The following is a 20,208-nucleotide window of genomic DNA, read 5'->3' on the forward strand; positions in this document are numbered from 1 at the left end:
GATATAACGGAAGGAATACTCCACGTGGACTATCTCGCCGGGAGAGCGTACCCGTCGATGATCCGAGTCTCCAACGCGCACGTCGCAGACCCGGCTCTTCTTCTCGTCCGGCCACGATCGATGCCTGGGTGAGAGTGGCTAGGCTGGAGCCGGTGAGCACCTCGTCGACCGATTCCACCAGCGCCCCCGCCTCGGGTTCGAATCCCGGAAAGTACGTCGAAGCGGGGTCTGAATACGTCCGGGACACCAAGTACATCGAGACTCGGATCACCCGCGACGGCCGCGACGGCTATCCCGTCGAGCCCGGTCGGTACCGACTTGTCGTCGCGCGGGCCTGCCCCTGGGCCAACCGCACGATCATCGTGCGCCGACTGCTCGGACTCGAGAGCGCGATCTCGATGGGCATGTGCGGACCCACGCATGACGCCGACAGCTGGACCTTCGATCTCGACCCGGGCGGCGTCGACCCGGTGCTCAAGATCCCCCGGCTCAAGGACGCCTACCTCCGACGCGACCCGGACTACGCCAAGGGCGTCACCGTGCCCGCGGTCGTCGACATCCCCACCGGCGCGGTGGTCACCAACAACTTCCCGCAGATCACCATCGACTTCGAACTCGAGTGGACCGACTACCACCGCGACGGCGCCCCCGACCTCTACCCCGAGGACCTGCGCGAGGAGATCGACACGGTCAACAAGGGCGTCTACACCGAGGTCAACAACGGGGTCTACCGCTGCGGCTTCGCCGGCAGCCAGGATGCCTACGACAAGGCCTACGACCGGTTGTTCACCAAACTCGACGAGCTCTCCGACCGGCTGGCGCGCCAGCGTTACCTCGTCGGTGACACCATCACCGAGGCCGACATCCGCCTGTTCACCACCCTCGCCCGATTCGACGCGGTCTACCACGGCCACTTCAAATGCAATCGCAGCAAGCTCAGCGAGATGCCTGTGCTGTGGGCCTACGCGCGCGACCTGTTCCAGACCCCGGGATTCGGCGACACCGTCGACTTCACCCAGATCAAGCAGCATTACTACATCGTCCACAGCGACATCAATCCCACGCAGATCGTCCCGAAGGGACCCGACCTGACCAATTGGCTGACCCCGCACGGACGGGAGAAGCTCGGCGGACGCCCGTTCGGTGAGGGGACCCCGCCGCCACCGCCGATCCCCGCAGAGGTGGTCCCGGCCGACCACTGGGTGCCGTTGTCGGGTGGCGTCAACACCGCATCCGGTCACGAGACCACGACTCGATGAGCGATTCCGCCACCACACCGACTCCCCGACACATGCTGCCGGGCCGCTCACCCGTCGACCGTGTCGGGGAATGGTTCACGACGATCGTCGATCACGGGTCTCGGCTGCAGGCACCCGCGGTCGCGGCCTACGTGCGCGCGCTGCGTCAGGCCCACCCCGACGAGACGCCCGCGCAGATCATCGGACGTCTGGAGAAGCGCTACACACTCGCGGTCACCGGGTCAGGCGCCGGGGTGGGTGCGACTGCGGCCGTGCCCGGGATCGGCACACTCGGGACCGTCGCCGCACTCGGCGCGGAGTCGGCCTTCTTCGTCGAGGCGTCAGCGCTTCTGGCCTTGTCGATCGCCGAGGTGCACGGCATCTCCCCACGTGATCAGGAACTACGAAAGACGCTGGTGCTCAGCGCGATCCTCGGCGACGAGGGGCTGGTCACGCTGGCCGCCGCGCTCGGGACGCGGGTCGGTCCGCTCCGACGGTTCGGACTGGGGTCGATGGCCTCCTCACGGGTGGTCGGTGTCAACCGCGCACTGCTCAAGCTGCTCACGCGCAAGACGCTGGTACGCAAGGCCCCACTGGCGCTGGGCAAGATGCTGCCCGCCGGGATCGGAGCGGTGATCGGCGGAGCGGGCAACCGCGCCCTCGGACAGTCGGTGGTCGGCAACACCCGTGACGCCTTCGGTCCCCCGCCGAGGACCTGGCCGGTGATCGACGGGCACCTCGCCGACCCAGTGAACCCTGCCGACCCTGTGGATCCTGCTGGTGCTGTGAACCCTGCTGACGCCGGCCACGGTGGCGCACACCAGGAGTCCGACAACCGGTGAGCACGGGCTGGATCTCGACGCTGGCCGCCGACTGCCTGTCCCACCGCAAACTCGTCACGATCACGATGGCGGTGACGCTCGTCGGGGTCGGGATCGAAGTGGTGGCACCACTGCTCACCAAGGCAGCCGTCGACGTGGCGACCGGCGACGCCACGCACCGGATGACGATCGCCACCATCGTCACGATCCTCGTGGTGCTGGCCGTGGTGCGCTATGCCTGCCAGTACGCCCGGCGACTCAACGCCGGGCAGTTGTCGCTGGAGGTCCAGAACGATCTGCGCGTGCGGCTGCTGCACACCGTCCTCGGACTCGACGGCAGGTCCGCCGACACCGTGCGCACCGGGCAGGTGGTGTCGCGCTCGATCTCCGACCTGCAGATGATCCAGGGTCTGCTCGCGATGGTGCCGCTGTCGCTCGGTGCGCTGGTGCAGGTGGTGCTGGCGCTGGGGATCATGCTGTACCTGTCACCGCTGCTGACGCTGATCGCCCTGCTCAACGTGCCCGCGGTGGCACTGGTGGTCTGGCACAACCGGCGCAAGCTGTTCGCGGCCACCTGGTCGGCCCAACAGCAGGCCTCCGATCTCGCCCAGCACGTGGAGGAGACCGTCACCGGTGTCCGCGTGGTCAAGGGCTTCGGTCAGGAACGTCGCGAGGTCGACACCCTGGACGGACATGGCAGGCGCCTGTACTCGCTGCGTATGCGCGCCGCGCGCGTGAACGCGCGCTTCGCACCGACGATGTCGTCGATCCCTCAGCTGGGCACGATCGCGATCATCGCACTCGGCGGCTATCTCACCCTGCATCACCACATCACCGTGGGCACTTTCCTCGCATTCGCCACCTACGTGGCGACCATGACCAGCCTGGCCCGTCTGCTCACCAACCTGGTGGTCAGCGGGCAACTCGCACGCGCGGCCGTCGAGCGCGTCTACGAGGTCATCGACTACCCCACCGACCCCGGACTCGAGCGCACCGGCACTCTCCCCAACGGACCGGTCGGGGTGCGGTTGACCGACGTGCACTTCTCCTACGGCTACTCCCCTGACGGATACGAGTCGACCGGCGTGTCCGACCCGGTCGTCGACGAGGCCAGAGCGCGTGAGGGCGGGGCGCCGCACACCGACTCCACTCCCGCAGTCCTGGCCGGATTCGACCTCACGGTGGCGCCCGGCGAATGCGTGGCGATCGTCGGCGGCCCCGGCTCGGGCAAGTCCACCATCGCCTCGCTGATCGCTCGGCTCTATCGCCCCGACTCCGGCTCCATCTCCCTCATCGCCGGTGACTCCGACCACCCCCTCGACGACATGCCCCTCGACGATGTGGCCGTCGACCAGCTCTACTCGGCGCTGACCGTGGTCTACGACGAGCCGTTCCTCTACTCCGCCTCGATCGCCTCGAACATCGACCTCGTCGACGACGACGTCGCACCGGCGATGCCGCGGATCGCCGATTCGGCCCGACGCGCGGCTGCCGCGGAGTTCATCGACGCGCTGCCGCACGGATACGACACGGTCGTCGGCGAACGCGGCCTGACCCTCTCGGGTGGGCAACGTCAGCGCATCGCTCTCGCGCGCGCCCTGTTCGCCGACCCGAGACTGCTGATCCTCGACGACGCGACGTCGGCGGTCGACGCGGTGACCGAGGTGGCCATCCTCGACGAGCTGCGCGCCCGCAATCGCGACCGGGTGGGGCGCACGATGATCGTCATCGCCCATCGTCGATCGACCCTGGCTCTCGCCGATCGGGTCGCGGTGCTCGACCACGGCCGGGTCGCCGACATCGGCACCGTCGACGAGCTCGACGCCCGGTGCGAGCTGTTCCGGTCTCTCATGAGCTACGAACCCGCCGATTTCGACCCGGTGAGCGCCGCCGACCTCGACCGGACCCCCGATCGCGAGGGGACGCTGCAGATCGCGGCGGCCGAGAACCCCGAGTGCGAGAACCCCGAGTGCGAGAACCCCGAGACCAAGAACCGCGAGGGCGACAGCACCGGACCAGCGTCGAGGACCGCGTCGACCGTCGACCTGTGGCCCGACGCCGACGAGCTCCCGACGCCGACCCGCGACCGACCGAGCGCCCCGGCACCCACCGCCGGTCGGGGCGGGCGCGGCGGTGGCATGTCGAGCGCACTGGGGTCGATGCCGGCGTCCCGCGAACTGCTCGACGAGGTCGCCGCACTGCCACCCGCCGACGAACAGGCACCGGCATCGATCGACTCCGCACGTACCGACGACGGGCCGTTCTCACTGCGCGGCCTGCTGCGATCGGTGCGCTGGCTGCTCATCGCGGCGGTGATCGCGATCGCCATCGACACCCTCTCAGGTCTGGTGTACCCGTCGGTGGCACGTGTGGCCGTCAACGCGGCAACCGACGGACACGCCGGGTCGATGTGGACGGCATGTCTGTGGGGGCTGGCGTTCGTGGCCCTCGGCTGGTTCGCGGCCGCCGCGATGACGATGACGAGTTCACGGGGCGGCGAACGCATCCTGCTCTATCTGCGCATCCGCACCTACGCTCATCTGCAGCGACTGGGTCTGGACTTCTACGAGCGCGAACTCTCCGGACGCATCATGACCCGGATGACCACCGACGTCGACGCACTGTCGACCTTCCTGCAGACCGGGCTGTCGCAGGCGGTGGTCGCGGTGCTGACGATCCTCGGCGTGGCGGTGGCACTGCTGCTCACCGACCTGACCCTGGGACTGTCGATGCTGGCGGTGTTCCCGCCGCTGATCGTCGCGACGATCATCTTCCGGCGCATCTCCTCGGTCGCCTATGCGCGTTCCCGCGAGATCGTCAGCGGTGTCAACGCCGACTTCCAGGAGAACATCGGTGGCCTGCGCACGACGCGTATCTACCGGCACACCCAGATCGCCGAACGCCGCTTCGGCCGGCGCGCCCGTGACTACGTGCGAGCCCGGATGACCTCGCAGCGCGCGATCTCGGTGTACTTCCCCTTCATCACCTTCGTGTCGGATCTGGCCACCGCGGGAGTGATCGCGCTGGGCGCCCATCAGGTGGCCACCGGCAGCACCGGTCCCGGCACGCTGGTGGCGTTCGTGCTGTATCTGGCGATGTTGTTCGGACCGGTCCAGCAACTCTCGCAGGTGTTCGACGGCTATCAGCAGGCCGCGGTGGGTCTGCGCCGGATCGGCGAACTGCTGCGGACGCCGTCCAGCCTCGACATCGCCACCGGCGACGAGCGACTCGAGCGCCCCGACCGGTTCCGCGGCGACGCGGCGCTGCGCGAGGTGTCGTTCCGCTACTCCGGGGCGGCCACCGATGCCCTGTCTCAGGTGAACCTGCACATCCCGGCCGGCTCCTCGCTCGCACTGGTCGGGCGGACGGGAGCCGGCAAGTCGACCATCGTCAAACTGCTCGCACGGTTCTACGACCCCACCACCGGCGAGGTGACGATGGACGGCACCGACGTCCGCCGGTTCGGCCTGCTCGACTACCGCGCCCGCCTCGGTGTGGTCCCGCAGGAAGCCCATCTGTTCACCGGCACCGTGGCCACCAACATCGCCTACGGCCGCCCCGACGCCCCTCGTGAGGACATCGAGGCGGCCGCCACCGCGGTGGGCGCGCTGGAGATGATCGCCGCGCTGCCCGGTGCAATGAACCAGCCGGTCGGCGAGCGCGGGCAGGGCCTGTCGGCCGGGCAGCGTCAGCTGATCGCACTGGCGCGCGCCCAACTCGTGGACCCCGACCTGCTGCTGCTCGACGAGGCGACGGCGACCCTGGACCCGGCCACCGAACGCCGCGTTCTCAGCGCCGGCGCGCAACTGGCCTCCCACCGCACATCCGTGCTGGTCGCGCATCGACTGGCCACGGCGGCGCGCGCCGATCAGATCGCGGTCGTGGACGCCGGCCGGATCGTGGAGCTCGGAACACATCGCGAGCTGATCGCGTTGAAGGGAAGGTATCGCGACCTGTGGGTTGCGGGAACGTCACCGGCAGTCGACGTCGTGGATTCCTCGTCACGGCCGGTGTGACCCGTGTTCACCTGCGCGCTTGGGCCGGCCCGTCGGGCGTGACCGGGACATGGCAGGCCCACACCGGGGGGTCTACCCTCTAACAGGAACCGCGACACGACTGTCGCGCGCGCGCGTGACACCGTCACATCACAGCTTGATACGAAACGCAATAGGGAATCGAGGCGAAGCACTGAGGTGAGCAGCTCGGAATCGGATTTGGGGCCGAACGACTGGGGTCAAAACGAATGGCTGGTCGACGAAATGTACCAGCGTTTCAAGAAGGACCCGAACTCGGTGGACCCGAGTTGGCATGACGTCCTGAAGAACTATCAGCCAGGCACGGCCGGAGCCACCACTGCATCGGCCACGGCGACCGCCACCGTCGACAGGCCCTCGACCAATGGCAACGGCAGCGCCGCCTCGGGCAGCACGAACGGCAACGGCAACGCTCCGAAGAGCGCCGCCCCCCAGAGAGCTGCACCGAAGTCAGCTGCACCCACGTCAGCCGCTCCCCAGTCGGCACACAGGGCCCCGGCGAACGGCACGACCGACTCCCCGTCGAGCAGCGCGAGCAGGCCTGCATCGGGTGGACCCACCGAGAGCCCGGCCACCAAGGCCGCCTCGGGCAAGGCCACCGTGACGCGCGACGGCTCCGGCGCCTCCGCCCGTACCGCAACCGCACCCGCCGCCAAGGACACCACCCCCGCTGCAGCCGAGAAGAAGGCCAAGGCCGACGACGCGGCCAAGCCCGCTGCTGCCCAGGAGGAGCGCAAGGTCCTGCGTGGCCCGGCGGCGGCGATCGCCAAGAACATGTCGGCCTCGCTGGAGACCCCGACGGCAACCAGCGTGCGCGCCATCCCGGCCAAGGCGATGATCGACAACCGCATCGTCATCAACAACCACCTCGCCCGCACACGCGGCGGCAAGGTGAGCTTCACCCACATCCTCGGCTACGCGATCGTCCAGGCGGTCAAGAGCTTCCCGAACATGAACCGGCACTTCGCCGAGATCGACGGCAAGCCCAATGTGGTGACGCCGCCGCACACCAACCTCGGTCTGGCCATCGACCTGCAGAACAAGGACGGCAGCCGCTCGCTGGTGGTCGCCGCGATCAAGGGCACCGAGACCCAGAACTTCAATGAGTTCCACGACGCGTACGAGGACATCGTGCGTCGCGCCCGCGACGGCAAGTTGACCGCCGACGACTTCGCCGGCGTGACCATCTCGCTCACCAACCCCGGCACCATCGGCACCGTGCACTCGGTCCCCCGCCTGATGAAGGGTCAGGGGGCCATCATCGGTGCCGGCGCGATGGAATACCCGGCCGAGTTCCAGGGTGCTTCCGACGAGCAGATCGCCGAACTGGGCGTCGGCAAGCTCATGACGCTGACGTCGACCTACGACCACCGCATCATCCAGGGCGCCGAGTCCGGCGACTTCCTGCGCAAGATCCACGAGCTGTTGCTCTCCGATGACTTCTACGACGAGATCTTCACCTCGCTGCACATCCCCTATGAGCCGGTCCGCTGGCGCAAGGACATCTCGCCGAAGTCGGTCGACAAGAACGCCAAGGTGATGGAACTGATTGCGGCATATCGCAATCGGGGCCATCTGATGGCCGACATCGATCCGCTGATGATCGACTCCGACGCGCGTGCGGCACATCCGGACCTCAACGTCCTCACCTACGACCTGACCCTGTGGGATCTCGACCGCACGTTCAACGTGGCCGGCTTCCACGGCCAGGAGAAGATGACGCTGCGCGACGTGCTGTCGGTGCTGCGCGACGCCTACTGCCGGCACATCGGTGTGGAGTACACCCACATCCTCGAGCCCGAGCAGCAGAAGTGGATCCAGGATCGCGTCGAGGTCAAGCACGTCAAGCCCTCGGTCGCCGAGCAGAAGTACATCCTGTCCAAGCTCAACGCCGCCGAGGCCTTCGAGACCTTCCTGCAGACCAAGTACGTCGGTCAGAAGCGGTTCTCGCTCGAGGGTGCCGAATCGACGATCCCGATGATGGATGCGGTGATCGACCAGGCCGCCGAGTACAGCCTCGACGAGGTCGTGATCGGTATGCCGCACCGCGGCCGCCTCAACGTGCTGGCCAACATCGTCGGCAAGCCCTACTCGAAGATCTTCACCGAGTTCGAGGGCAATCTGAACCCGTCGCAGGCCCACGGGTCGGGCGACGTGAAGTACCACCTCGGGGCCGAGGGCAAGTACTACCAGATGTTCGGCGAGAACGAGATCGACGTCTCGCTCACCGCCAACCCCAGCCACCTCGAGGCCGTCGACCCGGTTCTCGAAGGCCTGGTGCGCGCCAAGCAGGACAACATCAACCTGGGTGAGGGTGCCTACACCGTCTTGCCGCTGATGCTGCACGGCGACGCCGCCTTCGCAGGTCAGGGCGTGGTCGCCGAGACGCTGAACATGGCCATGCTGCGCGGCTACCGCGTGGGCGGCACCGTGCACATCGTGGTGAACAACCAGATCGGCTTCACCACCGCACCCGAGCACTCCCGCTCGTCGGAGTACTCCACCGACGTCGCGAAGATGATCGGCGCACCGATCCTGCATGTCAACGGTGACGATCCGGAGGCCTGCGTGTGGGCGGCGAAACTCGCCGTGGACTACCGCGAGCGCTTCCACAAGGACGTCGTGATCGACCTCGTGTGCTACCGCCGTCGCGGCCACAACGAGGGCGACGATCCGTCGATGACGCAGCCGGCGATGTACGACGTGATCGACACCCGCAAGAGTGTCCGCAAGAGCTACACCGAAGCCCTCATCGGACGTGGTGACATCACCACCAAGGAGGCCGAGGACGCCCTGCGTGATTACCAGGGTCAGCTCGAGCGCGTCTTCAACGAGGTGCGTGAGCTCGAGAAGTACACGCCCAAGCCGTCCCCGTCGGTGCAGGACGACCAGCCGCTGCCCACTCATCTCGACACGTCGGTCTCGATCGACACGGTGCATGCGATCGGCGATGCCTTCGGCAACCCGCCGGAAGGCTTCACCGTCCACCAGCGGGTGAAGCCGGTGCTCAAGCGCCGTCTGGAGATGTCGCGCGAAGGCCATGTGGACTGGGCATTCGGTGAACTGCTCGCATTCGGTTCGCTGGTGCACGAGGGCCGTACGGTCCGCCTGTCGGGTCAGGACTCCCGTCGTGGCACGTTCACCCAGCGCCACTCGGTGCTCATCGACCGCAAGACCGGCGAGGAGTACACCCCGCTGAACACGGTGGCCGCACCCGGCGACGAGGACGGCCACCCCGGTGGACGTTTCCTCGCCTACGACTCGCCGCTGTCGGAGTACGCGGTGATGGGCTTCGAATACGGCTACTCGGTGGGCAGCCCGGATGCGCTCGTGTGCTGGGAAGGCCAGTTCGGCGACTTCTTCAACGGCGCGCAGTCGGTGATCGACGAGTTCATCTCCTCCGGCGAGGCCAAGTGGGGTCAGCTGTCCGACGTCGTGCTGCTTCTGCCGCACGGCCACGAAGGGCAGGGTCCCGACCACACGTCGGGTCGTATCGAACGCTTCCTGCAGTTGTGCGCCGAGGGCAACATGACCGTGGCCCTGCCGTCGACACCGGCGAGCTACTTCCACCTGTTGCGCCGTCACGTCCTCGACGGGATCAGCCGTCCGCTGATCGTCTTCACGCCGAAGTCGATGCTGCGCAACAAGGCGGCGGTCTCCCCCGTCGAGGCCTTCACCCAGGGCAAGTTCCAGTCGGTCATCGACGACCCGAGCTTCCCCGGCGGCGGCGAACTGTCCAACTCCGAGGCCACCGGCGACCGCGACAAGGTCACCCGGGTGCTGATGGTCAGCGGCAAGCTGTACTACGAGCTCGCCGCCCGCAAGGAGCGCGACAAGCGCGACGACGTGGCAGTGGTCCGCGTGGAGCAGCTCTACCCGGTGCCCTACCGGCGACTGCCCCAGACCCTCGACAAGTACCCGAACCGCAAGGAAGTGTTCTGGGTCCAGGAGGAGCCGGCGAACCAGGGCGCCTGGCCGTACTTCGGCCTCAACCTGCCCGAGCTGATGCCCGACTACTTCTCCGGACTCAAGCGCATCTCGCGGCGCAGCATGTCCGCACCCTCGTCGGGCTCGTCGAAGGTTCACGCCGTCGAGCAGCAGGAGATCATCGACAAGGCGTTTGAGTGACGCCTCCGCGTCAGGCGTTCGAGTGACGCCTGAGCGAGAAGTATGACGACGGGGCCCGTCCGGATTCACTCCGGACGGGCCCCTCACCATGTGATCCCTACCGCCGCATGTTCCTACCCCGCTGAGCTGGGCTGGAATCCGAGCAGTCCGGCGGGCACCAGACCGGCCGCGACACCGATCATCGGCAGCGACGTGGTCACGAGGTCCAGCAGCTCATCCCGGCTGACGATCGGGTCGCGCAGCCATCGCGAGATCACATCCTCCGCCAGTGCCATCCACCCGTTGACCCCGAGCTCCACCAGCGGCGTGGCCTCCACCTCGGCCAGGCTCACATATCGCAACGTCCGGGCGACCATGGCCGCCCGGGTGTCCTCGAAGACCTGACTCATCTCGGGTCCGCTCGTCGGGGTCCCCCGAAGCAGCGACAGATATGCCCCGCGATTCTCTGTCACGAAGTCCACGAAGCGTTCGATGGTCCCCCGCAGTACCTCGATGGGGTCGTCGAGCGTCAGATCGGGATCGGTGTAGGCCAGCAGCCGATCGCTGAGCGCCCGTGCGAGCTCGACGTGGAAATCCTGTTTGGTGTCGAAGTAGTGGAAGATCAGCGCTCGCGAGACACCGACCTCCTCGGCGACCAGTTCCACGGTCACCTCGTCGATCGGCTGGTCGTTGGCCATCTGCAGCGCCGCGTCGAGCAACTGCTGACGACGTGCCTGCGGGGTCATCCTGGTCCGCTTCACCGACATGCCCCTCATCTTACTGACCTGGAGACAACAAGCTACTGACCACGAGACAACAACGTATTGACGTCCGGTCAATACGGCTCTACGATCGTTCCTATGACCGATGTCACAATCGCCATCATCGGCGCCGGATTCTCCGGTCTCGGTGCGGCAATCAAGTTGCAGCAGAACGGGTTCGAGGACTTCGTCATCCTCGATCGAGGCAGCGATTTCGGGGGGACGTGGCGCGACAACACCTACCCCGGAGCCGCATGTGACGTGCCGTCGCACCTCTACTCCTACTCATTCGCACCCAACCCGAACTGGTCGCGATCGTTCTCTCAGCAGCCCGAGATCCACCAGTACATCAACGACGTGGCCGAGACGTACGACATCCGCTCCCGCACGCGGTTCGGAGTCGAGGTCCGCGACGCCCGCTGGGACGACACCTCGCAACGGTGGACCATCGACACCGACGCCGGTGAGTACACCGCGAAGTACCTCGTCGGCGCGGTCGGACCGCTGTGCGAGCCGAACCTGCCCGACATCAAGGGCATCAACGAGTTCGGTGGCGAGATCTTCCACTCGGCGCGCTGGAACCACGACTACGACCTCACCGGCAAGCGGGTGGCCGTGATCGGCACCGGCGCCTCGGCGATCCAGATCATCCCCGGCATCGCCGACAAGGTCGGACATCTCGACGTCTACCAGCGGACCGCGCCGTGGGTGCTGCCGCGCGCCGATCGCCCGTACACGGGCCTCGAACACTGGGCGTTCAAGAACATCCCCGGCTACCAGAAGCTGTGCCGACTGGGCATCTACTCGGCTCACGAGCTGGTGTCCTTCGGTCTCACCTACGCTCCCGACGTCCTCAAGCCCGCGGTGCGCGCCGGCAAGGCGAACATCGCACGCGCCATCTCCGACCGGACGCTCCGCGAGAAGGTCACCCCCACGTTCAAGCCCGGCTGCAAGCGGATCCTGCTGTCCAACCTCTACTACCCGGCACTGGCACAGGACAACGTCGAGGTGGTCACCGACGGCATCTCGCACGTCACCGAGACCGGCATCGTGACCGTCGACGGCGAAGAACGAGAGGTCGACGCGATCGTCGTGGCCACCGGCTTCCACGTGACCGACTCGCCCACCTTCGAGCACATCGTCGGACGTGGTGGTCGCTCACTGGCCGAGACCTGGCAGTCGGCAGGCATGAAGGCCTACAAGGGATCCACCGTCCACGGCTTCCCCAACATGTTCCTCATGATCGGGCCGGCCACCGGACTCGGGCACACCTCGATGGTGTACATGATCGAGTCGCAGCTGAACTATCTGGTCGACGAACTGAAGAAGATCCGCTCCCAGTCGATCTCGACGATCGACGTCAAGGCCGACGTCCAGGATTCCTACAACGCGTCCATTCAGAAGACACTGCGCCGCAGCGTGTGGATCGCCGGAGGGTGCTCGTCCTGGTACAAGGACGCCGATGGCAACGTCACGACGGTGTGGCCGGGATTCACCTTCCGGTTCCGTAATTCGTTGCGCACCTTCGATACCGACGCCTACACCATCACCCGCGAGCGGGAGGAGATCTCAGCGTGACCAGTTTCTCAGGCAAAGTCGCCGTCGTCACCGGTGCGGGATCGGGTATGGGTCGAGACCTCGCGATCCAACTGGTCGGCAAGGGCGCCAAGGTCGCCATCTCCGACATGAACCCGGCCGGCCTGGCCGAGACCGAGCGATTGGTGAAAGCCGCAGGCGGAGAAGTTCATTCGGCGTTGCTCAACGTCGCCGAACGCGAGGCAGTGCTGGACTACGCCGAGCAGGTGGTCGACCACTTCGGCGTGGTCAACATCGTGTTCAACAATGCCGGCATCGCCTATCACGGCGAGATCGAACGCACGGAGTTCAAGGACTTCGAGCGCGTGATGGATGTCGACTTCTGGGGAGTCGTCAACGGCACCAAGGCTTTTCTCCCGCATGTCATCGCCTCGGGCGAGGGTCACATCGTCAATACCTCCTCGTTGTTCGGCATTCTGTCCGAGCCCGGACAGGCGCCCTACAACTCCGCGAAATTCGCCGTGCGAGGATTCACCGAATCGCTCAATCAGGAGATGCGCGTGGCCGGCCACCCGGTCAAGGTGACGTGCGTGCACCCGGGCGGCATCAAGACCGCGATCGCCCGCAACGCCACGGTGGCCCAGGGGTATGACCAGAAGAGCACAGCGGCACTGTTCGACAAGTACTTGGCGACCACCTCTTCCTCGAAAGCGGCCGAGATCATCCTCAAGGCGGTGGAGCGCAACCACTCCCGCGTGCTGGTCGGTGCCGACGCGAAGTTCCTCGACCTGTTCGTGCGGATCACCGCGTCGTACTACATCCCGATCGTGGCGAAGGTGACCAAGACTGCGCTCAAGCGGGCGAAACTCACCCCCTCGCAGGCGAAGGTGGGCTGAGCGCGCACGCCTCCCGGCGGGAGTGCTCGACGGCAGTGGCGGTGCTACGCGAGTGCACCGTGATGCCGAGGAGACCCGGTGTGGCCACCTGTCCAGGTGGCGACACCGGGTCTTCGGATATCCCGGTTCGATCCGCTCGTCCAGGACGCAAACGCCCTCAGAGGCTGTGTTCACCGAGCCAGCGCGAGGCGATGTCGTCGGCACGCCCGCCCGATGCCGCATCGGCAGCCATGGTCGCGAGATCGGCGGTGGTGAGCTCACCGGCCACCCGGTTGATGGCCTTGAACTCCTCGCGGGTCAGCGAGGCAGACCGGAACACCGGCACGAGGTTCTGCGCACGTTGATGATCGCCGTCGTCGGTGAGCGCCTGCAGTCTCGTGTCACCGGCGCCGGGGTCCACCGCCGCGATGAGTCCGTAGAAGCGTCCGGTGGCCACGTGGTCGGCGACGGCGCTGCTCGACGGCTGCGTGAGCGTGGCGCCGTGTCGGCATCCGGTGGCGTCCATGAGCGCCAGTCCCGACGCACGTACGTCGTCGGTGGTCGCGACCTGCATCTGCGCCGGAAGCATCGCACAGTCGGCCAGTGACCGCGCCGATGCCGACGCCGCCACCGACTTGGCGACCACCACCTGCACCACATTGTTCACCGGAGTCGCATCACCCACCGAGACCCCTTGCGGGAGAACCCGATTGAGCTCCTCATAGACATCATCTGACGACATCGCCGATGACTGCGGCACCAGCACGTCGAGTAGTTGTCCGGAATACCCGGCAAACAGGTCGATATCGCCGGTCGCTGTCCGGTCGAGCAACGCGCGCACGTCGGCGATACGCGGTGGGTCCGACACATCGGCGCCGGCATGCCTGAGCACCCCGGCGTAGATCGCGGCGGCCACACGGTCCGCCGGCGCCGATCCCGACCCCACCACCAGCTCGTGGCGCGCGGTTCGCTCGTCATCGCAGCCGGCGAGCATCCCGCAGACGGCAGCGATCATCACCACGAGTACGACCAGTCGACGCGAGATCACGACTGTCAACGTAGTCGACACGCGCTGCCGCGATGTCAGGGTGTGAGGCCGCGTCCAGGATCAGGCACACCCGGAGGGAGACACATCAGGCGGGATCGACACCACGAGCACGGTTACGATGTCAGCGATCGTCATGGTCGATCCGTTGCAGTGCAGCGCCGACCTCCGGCGGTCACGACGTCGACCACCGGAAGCGGTCGGGATCGATCAGGGTACCCACGCGAACCGGGAGGTGATGTGCCGATGCCATCCATGCCGTCGTTGCGACCCCGCGGCAGGGAGCCGCGACCGCAACCACATATCCCCGTGCCCGTCGAACGGGCCGTCGTCGACTGCGGCGTCTACGTCGACGGCCACCGGCTGCGCGGCCGTTTCTCCTATCAGAAAGCCCTCGAGGTGATCCGCGAACGCGGCAGCGGATTCGTGTGGCTCGGTCTGCACGCACCCGACGAGGGACAGATGTCGGGGGTCGCCGAGGTGTTCGGACTGCACGAGTTGCTGGTCGAGGATGCCGTGCACGCCCATCAACGTCCCAAACTCGAGTTGTACGACGAGCTCAAGTTCCTGGTGCTGCGCACCGTCAAATACGTCGAACACGACGCCGCGGAAGGCAAAGAGGTGGTCGCCACCGGTGAGCTGATGGTGTTCACCGGCCGCGATTTCGTCATCACCGTCCGCCACGGCGAGCACACCCATCTCACCGGCCTGCGGCGGCGGCTCGAAGAGCGCCCCGATCGGCTGGCACTGGGACCCGACTTCGTGATGCATGCCGTCGCGGACCTGGTGGTCGACACCTATCTGGAGGTCGCGGAGTCCTTCGAGGTCGACGTCGACACCGCCGAGGAGAACATCTTCACGCCCGAACGCAGCGTGGACATCGATCCCATCTACATGCTCAAACGCGCGATCATCGAACTGCGTCGATCGGTGGAACCGCTCGCCCGGCCGTTGCAACGACTCACCTCGTCGGAGGAGCCGCTGGTGAACAAGGAGATCCGACGACTGTTCCGCGACGTCGCCGACCACCACGAGATGGTCTCCGAACGCATCGCCGGCTATGACGACGTCCTCGAATCACTTCTCGACGCCGCCCAGGCGAAGGTCGGTATCCAGCAGAACACCGACATGCGCAAGATCAGCGCCTGGGTCGCGATCGCGTCGGTGCCGACCGTGGTCGCGGGCATCTACGGCATGAACTTCCAGTACATGCCCGAACTCGAATGGCGCTACGGCTTCTGGGTGCTGATGATCGTGCTGCTCGCGGTCTGCGGTGGCCTGTGGTGGGTGTTCCGCAAGAACCGCTGGCTCTGAAACGCCGGGCTGCGACGACCCGGGTCGGCCCTTCGGCGACGCCGTCACCCGGCAGACACTCAGCTGGGGGTGCCCGCGGCCCGCTGCGGGTCGTTGATGTCGATGCCGGCTTCCGCCCATGCGACGCGCAGCGCGTCGACACCCTTGAGGCGCACCCAGGCGGCCTCGTTGGCGGTGATGGGGATGGCCCGTAGGAAATGCACCGGCTCAGCGCGGCCCGGTAGGTCCAGATCGGGGAGTTCGAGATCGGGGCCTTCCAGGTCGGCGAGCACCACGGCGGTGAACACCGAACCGTCCCACAGGGGTTCGCCGAGGTCGATCAATGCGTCGGCGCCGAGGACGAGTCCCTCCACCGACGGCGCGGCCGCGATCGTGGCGAGGCTGCGGTGCAGTCCGCGCATCGGCCCGCTCACCGTCAGGCGAATGAGGACCTCCGCGCGGGGTCCCGCCTCGGGGTCGGCATGGATGTCGAGCGGATCGCTCATCGGATGACGCGAACATCCCACCGAGGCGTAGGTCGCCTGCACACCGGCGCCGACAGGCTCGGCGAACAGCAACACGTCGATCGGCTCCACACCCAGGAAGGTGACCGAGGCGCGCTGGGGTTCACCGGACAGGTGCTCCCGGAGATGTGCCTCCACCAGATCCGTGACGTCGCCGCTCATCTGGCCCAGTAAACCCGATGTGCACCTGTGCCGGCCCGCCGGGTTCGCATGCCCCGCCGGACGCCCCGGCGTGCGGGTTGTCCAGGTGCCGCCTCGACGACCGCGATAGGGTCGGCTGTCATGGTGCGGGTGCTCGCGGTCTCCGACGAGATCGTCGACAGTCTCCTGCTCGGGGCTGCCGCCGAGATGAGACCCGATCTGATCCTCGCGGCGGGTGATCTGCCGTTCGACTACCTCGAGTCGCTGATGATCAGCTGCAATGCCCCGCTGGCCTACGTCCCGGGCAATCATGATCCGGATCTGAGCGGGTACCGCCGCGGCCGCACGGGGTGGACCCGCGCCGGTATGCCGGCATCCGATCCCGGACCGCTGGGTGCGATCGCGCTCGACGGCCGGGTGCGTACCGTCGCCGGGCTGCGCATCGCCGGGCTCGGCGGATCGATCCGCTACAGCGACGGCCCCAACCAGTACCGCGAGTCGGCCATGCGCATCCGCGCGGCCCGACTGGCGGTGCGCGTGCTGGCAGCACGGTTCATCCGCCCCGGCCGCACGGGCGAACGCATGAGAAGCCACGTCCACGCGATCGACGTTCTGCTCACCCACAGCCCGGCACGCGGATTCGGCGACGCCCCCGACCCGGCGCACCGCGGCTTCGCCTGCTTCGTCGGACTCGTCCGGGCCCTCACACCGCAGGTGCTGATCCACGGTCACATCCACCCGCACGGCCGGCCCGCCGCAGAGCGCGCGATCAGCTGGCGGCGAGCACGCGGGAACGCCGAGTCGACCCCGTGTATCAACACCGTCGGGTACTGTTTGTTCGAGATCGACCCTGGCGGTGACTCTTTGGCGATCATGAGGCGCAGACGTGGCACGTGACACGGGATTCCCCGATGCCGACGCGGAGAACGACTTCAGCAGGTTGCGCAGACAGGCCGAGCTGTCGCGTCTGGGAGCGTGGCTGCGCCGCCAGCCCGCCGACGTCAACACCGTGCTTCCCTTCGACGACGTGGTCTCCGCACTCGGCCGCACCGGCGAGACCTATCTGGGACTGCAGTCGGTGGAAATCTCGTCGATCGTGGGAAGTGTCGACCGCACAAGGGATTTCGACCGCTACTTCCGGCCCACCTCACCGCATGTCCGCGCACGGTGGCAACGACTCGCCGCAGCGCAACGTCGCGGTGAGGCCGTCCCGCCGGTGGTCCTGTACCGGATCGGGTCGATGCATTTCGTCGTCGACGGTCACCACCGGGTGTCGATCGCGATCGCGCGTCACGACAAGGTGATCGACGCCTACGTCACCGAGATCCACACCCGCATCTCACCAGAGGGTATCCGGGCGCCGTCGGATCTGGTGCTCAAAGACCACCGCCGACTGTTCCTGAGTCGTGTTCCGCTACCGCAGACACAGGCCTCGGCGATCACCGTCACCGATCCCTTCGACTACGCCGAGATGGCCGAGGCGGTGGAGGCGTGGGGGTTTCGGCTGATCCAGGAGACCGGCGAGTTCCTCACGCGTGCGGAGGTGGCGCGCCGCTGGTTCGGTGAGGAATTCCTCCCGGTGGTGCGGATGGCCAGGCGCGCCGGCATCGGTGATGAGAACACCAGCGATGCGGAGCTGTACATGTGGCTGGCCTCCGAGCGCTATCGCCTTGTCCGCAGCCATGTCTGGGATGAGCAGATCATCAACGAACTCCGCGAACGACGAGACCACCGCAGGCGGCGACGTCTGCCGTGACGGTCACCGCAGACGTCGCCGAGGTGATGATCCCGGACGCTCAGCGCGCCCCGGCCGCAACGGGCTGTGCGACCCGCAGGTTGTGACCACCGGAGGCGTCGAAGACCGAGATCTTCGCGGGGTCGAAGACCAGCTCGATCTGCTCGCCGCGGGCGGCACGCGACTCCGGGGACAGCCGCGCGATCATCTGCCCGCCACCGAGTTCGGCACCCGAGTCGGCGGCGAGCTCGATCAGCGCATCGTTGGCGGCACGCTCGGTGTCCACGGTGAAGTAGGCGTACTTGTCCGAGCCCATCGACTCGAGCACGTCGACCTTCGCGGTGAACGTGACGCCACGGGCGGCCACCGCCGGGTCGACCAGTCGGGCGTCCTCGAAATGCTCGGGCCGGATCCCCACGAGCACCGACCCGTCGCTCTGCGATGACGAGGCGGCGCCGCTCACCTCGTCGTGATCGGCGAGCGGGATCTCGCCGAGTGCGGTGCGCACGCCCGACGACGTGAGGTTGCCGCTGAGGAAGTTCATCGCCGGCGAACCGATGAACCCGGCGACGAAGACGTTGGTCGGGGTGTCATAAAGCTCCTGCGGCGTGCCGATCTGCTGCACACGGCCGGTGCGCAGCACCACGACCCGGTCACCGAGCGTCATCGCCTCGGTCTGGTCGTGTGTCACGTAGACGGTGGTGGTGCGCAACCGGTCCTGCAGACGCGAGATCTCTGTCCGCATCTGCACGCGCAGCTTGGCATCGAGGTTGGACAACGGCTCGTCCATGAGAAAAGCCTTGGGAGAGCGCACGATCGCGCGACCCATCGCGACGCGCTGGCGCTGACCGCCCGACAGGCTCGACGGCCGCCGGTCGAGGAACGGCGTCAGGTCGAGGATGCGCGCGGCCTCGTCGACCTTGGCGTTGATCTCCGACTTCGACATCTTGGTCAGGGTCAGGGGAAAGGCGATGTTCTGCCGCACGTTCATATGCGGGTAGAGCGCATAGCTCTGGAACACCATCGCGATGTCACGATCCTTGGGGGCTTTCTCGTTCATCCGCTCGCCACCGATGCGCAGCTCACCCGACGAGATGTCCTCGAGGCCGGCGATCATGTTGAGTGTGGTGGATTTTCCACAGCCCGAGGGCCCCACCAGGATCACGAACTCGCCGTCGGCGATGGTGATGTCGATGTCGTCGACCGCCAGCGAACCGTCGGCGAAGCGCTTGCTCACGTGATCGAGAACGATTTCGGCCATTGGACTTATCCCTTCACAGCACCGGAGGTCAGCCCGGCGACGATACGACGTTGGAAGATCAGCACGAAGATGATGATCGGGATCGTGATGACCACGGCCGCGGCCGCGATCGATCCGGTGGGCTCCTCGAACTGCGAGCTGCCGGTGAAGTTGGAGATGGCCACCGGCGCGGTGATGGATCGGTTGGTGGAGGTCAGCGACAATGCCAGCAGAAGGTCGTTCCACGCGAAGATGAAGACCAGGATCGCCGCGGTCACCACACCCGGTGCGGCCAACGGCGCGATCACCTTGCGGAACGCCTGCGAGGGCGTGGCCCCGTCCATCTGCGCAGCCTTCTCCAGCTCCCACGGGATCTCACGGAAGAACGCCGAGAGCGTGTAGATGGCCAGTGGCAGGGCGAAGGTGATGTAAGGGATGATCAGACCCGGCCAGGTGTCGAACAGCCCCACCGTGCGTTCGATGTTGAACATCGGCGTCACCAGCGAGATCTGTGGGAACATCGCGATCAGCAGGGCGGCTCCGACGAAGATCTTCTTGCCCGGAAAGTCCAGCCGCGCAACCGCATATGCGGCGATGGTGCCGATCACCACGGCGATCAGCGTGGTGATCAGACCGATGCCGATCGAGTTGATGAGCGCGCGGGTGAAGTCGTTGGTGGAGAAGATCCCCTTGTAGTTGTCCCAGGTCCATTTCTTGGGGATGAAACTACCGTCGGTGACGCTGCCGACCGGCTTGAACGACAGGCTCATGATCCACCACAGCGGGATGATCGCGTAGAGGATGACCAGCAAATCGGCGACCAGCCAGAAGACCCTCTTGCGCGGCGAGTTGTCCATG

14 protein-coding genes are annotated in these 20,208 nt (G+C 66.7%); 9 read left to right on the forward strand and 5 right to left on the reverse strand.

Features of this window, described 5'->3' with window-relative positions:
- Positions 1-152: 152 nt before the first annotated feature.
- The 4 genes from IEW22_RS00230 to IEW22_RS00245 all read left to right on the forward strand — a co-directional run bounded on the left by IEW22_RS00230 (position 153) and on the right by IEW22_RS00245 (position 10,221).
- The gene (locus IEW22_RS00230; RefSeq protein WP_229742041.1) at positions 153-1,259 is read left to right on the forward strand and encodes a glutathione S-transferase family protein; all 1,107 of its coding nucleotides are present in this window, start codon (positions 153-155) and stop codon (positions 1,257-1,259) included.
- On the forward strand, positions 1,256-2,080 hold the full coding sequence (locus IEW22_RS00235; RefSeq protein ID WP_308421335.1) for a hypothetical protein: 825 nt from the start codon (positions 1,256-1,258) through the stop codon (positions 2,078-2,080). Before IEW22_RS00230 ends, IEW22_RS00235 begins: the two co-directional genes overlap by 4 nt.
- Positions 2,077-6,075, forward strand: a complete 3,999-nt coding sequence (locus IEW22_RS00240) for an ABC transporter ATP-binding protein (protein WP_229742042.1) — start codon at positions 2,077-2,079, stop codon at positions 6,073-6,075. The genes IEW22_RS00235 and IEW22_RS00240 overlap by 4 nt, the downstream gene beginning before the upstream one ends.
- A 243-nt stretch (positions 6,076-6,318) precedes the next feature.
- Positions 6,319-10,221: a multifunctional oxoglutarate decarboxylase/oxoglutarate dehydrogenase thiamine pyrophosphate-binding subunit/dihydrolipoyllysine-residue succinyltransferase subunit gene (locus tag IEW22_RS00245; RefSeq protein ID WP_229742066.1), complete on the forward strand. Its 3,903-nt coding sequence runs from the start codon at positions 6,319-6,321 to the stop codon at positions 10,219-10,221.
- A 113-nt stretch (positions 10,222-10,334) separates the two neighbouring features.
- Here the strand turns inward: IEW22_RS00245 and IEW22_RS00250 are convergent, their stop codons facing one another.
- The gene (locus tag IEW22_RS00250; RefSeq protein WP_229742043.1) at positions 10,335-10,967 is read right to left on the reverse strand and encodes a TetR/AcrR family transcriptional regulator; all 633 of its coding nucleotides are present in this window, start codon (positions 10,965-10,967) and stop codon (positions 10,335-10,337) included.
- A gap of 93 nt (positions 10,968-11,060) precedes the next feature.
- Here IEW22_RS00250 and IEW22_RS00255 point away from each other — a divergent pair, with 93 nt between their 5' ends.
- A complete protein-coding gene (locus tag IEW22_RS00255) occupies positions 11,061-12,539 on the forward strand; it encodes a flavin-containing monooxygenase (RefSeq protein ID WP_188584580.1) in 1,479 nt (492 codons plus the stop codon).
- Positions 12,536-13,393 carry an SDR family NAD(P)-dependent oxidoreductase gene (locus tag IEW22_RS00260; protein WP_188584581.1) on the forward strand — a complete coding sequence of 286 codons (858 nt, stop codon included), beginning with the start codon at positions 12,536-12,538 and terminating at the stop codon, positions 13,391-13,393. Before IEW22_RS00255 ends, IEW22_RS00260 begins: the two co-directional genes overlap by 4 nt.
- Positions 13,394-13,550: 157 nt before the next feature.
- Here the strand turns inward: IEW22_RS00260 and IEW22_RS00265 are convergent, their stop codons facing one another.
- Positions 13,551-14,420 carry a glycine betaine ABC transporter substrate-binding protein gene (locus IEW22_RS00265; RefSeq protein ID WP_188584582.1) on the reverse strand — a complete coding sequence of 290 codons (870 nt, stop codon included), beginning with the start codon at positions 14,418-14,420 and terminating at the stop codon, positions 13,551-13,553.
- 243 nt (positions 14,421-14,663) lie between these two features.
- Between IEW22_RS00265 and IEW22_RS00270 the strand changes: the two genes are divergently transcribed.
- The gene (locus IEW22_RS00270; protein ID WP_188584583.1) at positions 14,664-15,731 is read left to right on the forward strand and encodes a magnesium and cobalt transport protein CorA; all 1,068 of its coding nucleotides are present in this window, start codon (positions 14,664-14,666) and stop codon (positions 15,729-15,731) included.
- A gap of 59 nt (positions 15,732-15,790) precedes the next feature.
- Here the strand turns inward: IEW22_RS00270 and IEW22_RS00275 are convergent, their stop codons facing one another.
- Entirely contained in the window at positions 15,791-16,396 is a 606-nt protein-coding gene (locus IEW22_RS00275; protein WP_188584584.1) for a suppressor of fused domain protein, read from the reverse strand.
- A gap of 120 nt (positions 16,397-16,516) precedes the next feature.
- Between IEW22_RS00275 and IEW22_RS00280 the strand changes: the two genes are divergently transcribed.
- Together IEW22_RS00280 and IEW22_RS00285 are read left to right on the forward strand one after the other, a co-directional pair.
- Positions 16,517-17,272: a metallophosphoesterase family protein gene (locus tag IEW22_RS00280; protein WP_188584585.1), complete on the forward strand. Its 756-nt coding sequence runs from the start codon at positions 16,517-16,519 to the stop codon at positions 17,270-17,272.
- On the forward strand, positions 17,262-18,131 hold the full coding sequence (locus IEW22_RS00285; RefSeq protein ID WP_188584586.1) for a chromosome partitioning protein ParB: 870 nt from the start codon (positions 17,262-17,264) through the stop codon (positions 18,129-18,131). The genes IEW22_RS00280 and IEW22_RS00285 overlap by 11 nt, the downstream gene beginning before the upstream one ends.
- Before the next feature lie 40 nt (positions 18,132-18,171).
- Here the strand turns inward: IEW22_RS00285 and IEW22_RS00290 are convergent, their stop codons facing one another.
- A complete protein-coding gene (locus IEW22_RS00290) occupies positions 18,172-19,371 on the reverse strand; it encodes an ABC transporter ATP-binding protein (RefSeq protein ID WP_188584587.1) in 1,200 nt (399 codons plus the stop codon).
- A gap of 5 nt (positions 19,372-19,376) precedes the next feature.
- The gene (locus tag IEW22_RS00295) at positions 19,377-20,207 is read right to left on the reverse strand and encodes a carbohydrate ABC transporter permease (protein ID WP_188584588.1); all 831 of its coding nucleotides are present in this window, start codon (positions 20,205-20,207) and stop codon (positions 19,377-19,379) included.
- Position 20,208: the final 1 nt, after the last annotated feature.

The sequence above is a fragment of the Gordonia jinhuaensis genome (assembly GCF_014639795.1).
Classification (GTDB): Bacteria; Actinomycetota; Actinomycetes; order Mycobacteriales; family Mycobacteriaceae; genus Gordonia_B; species Gordonia_B jinhuaensis.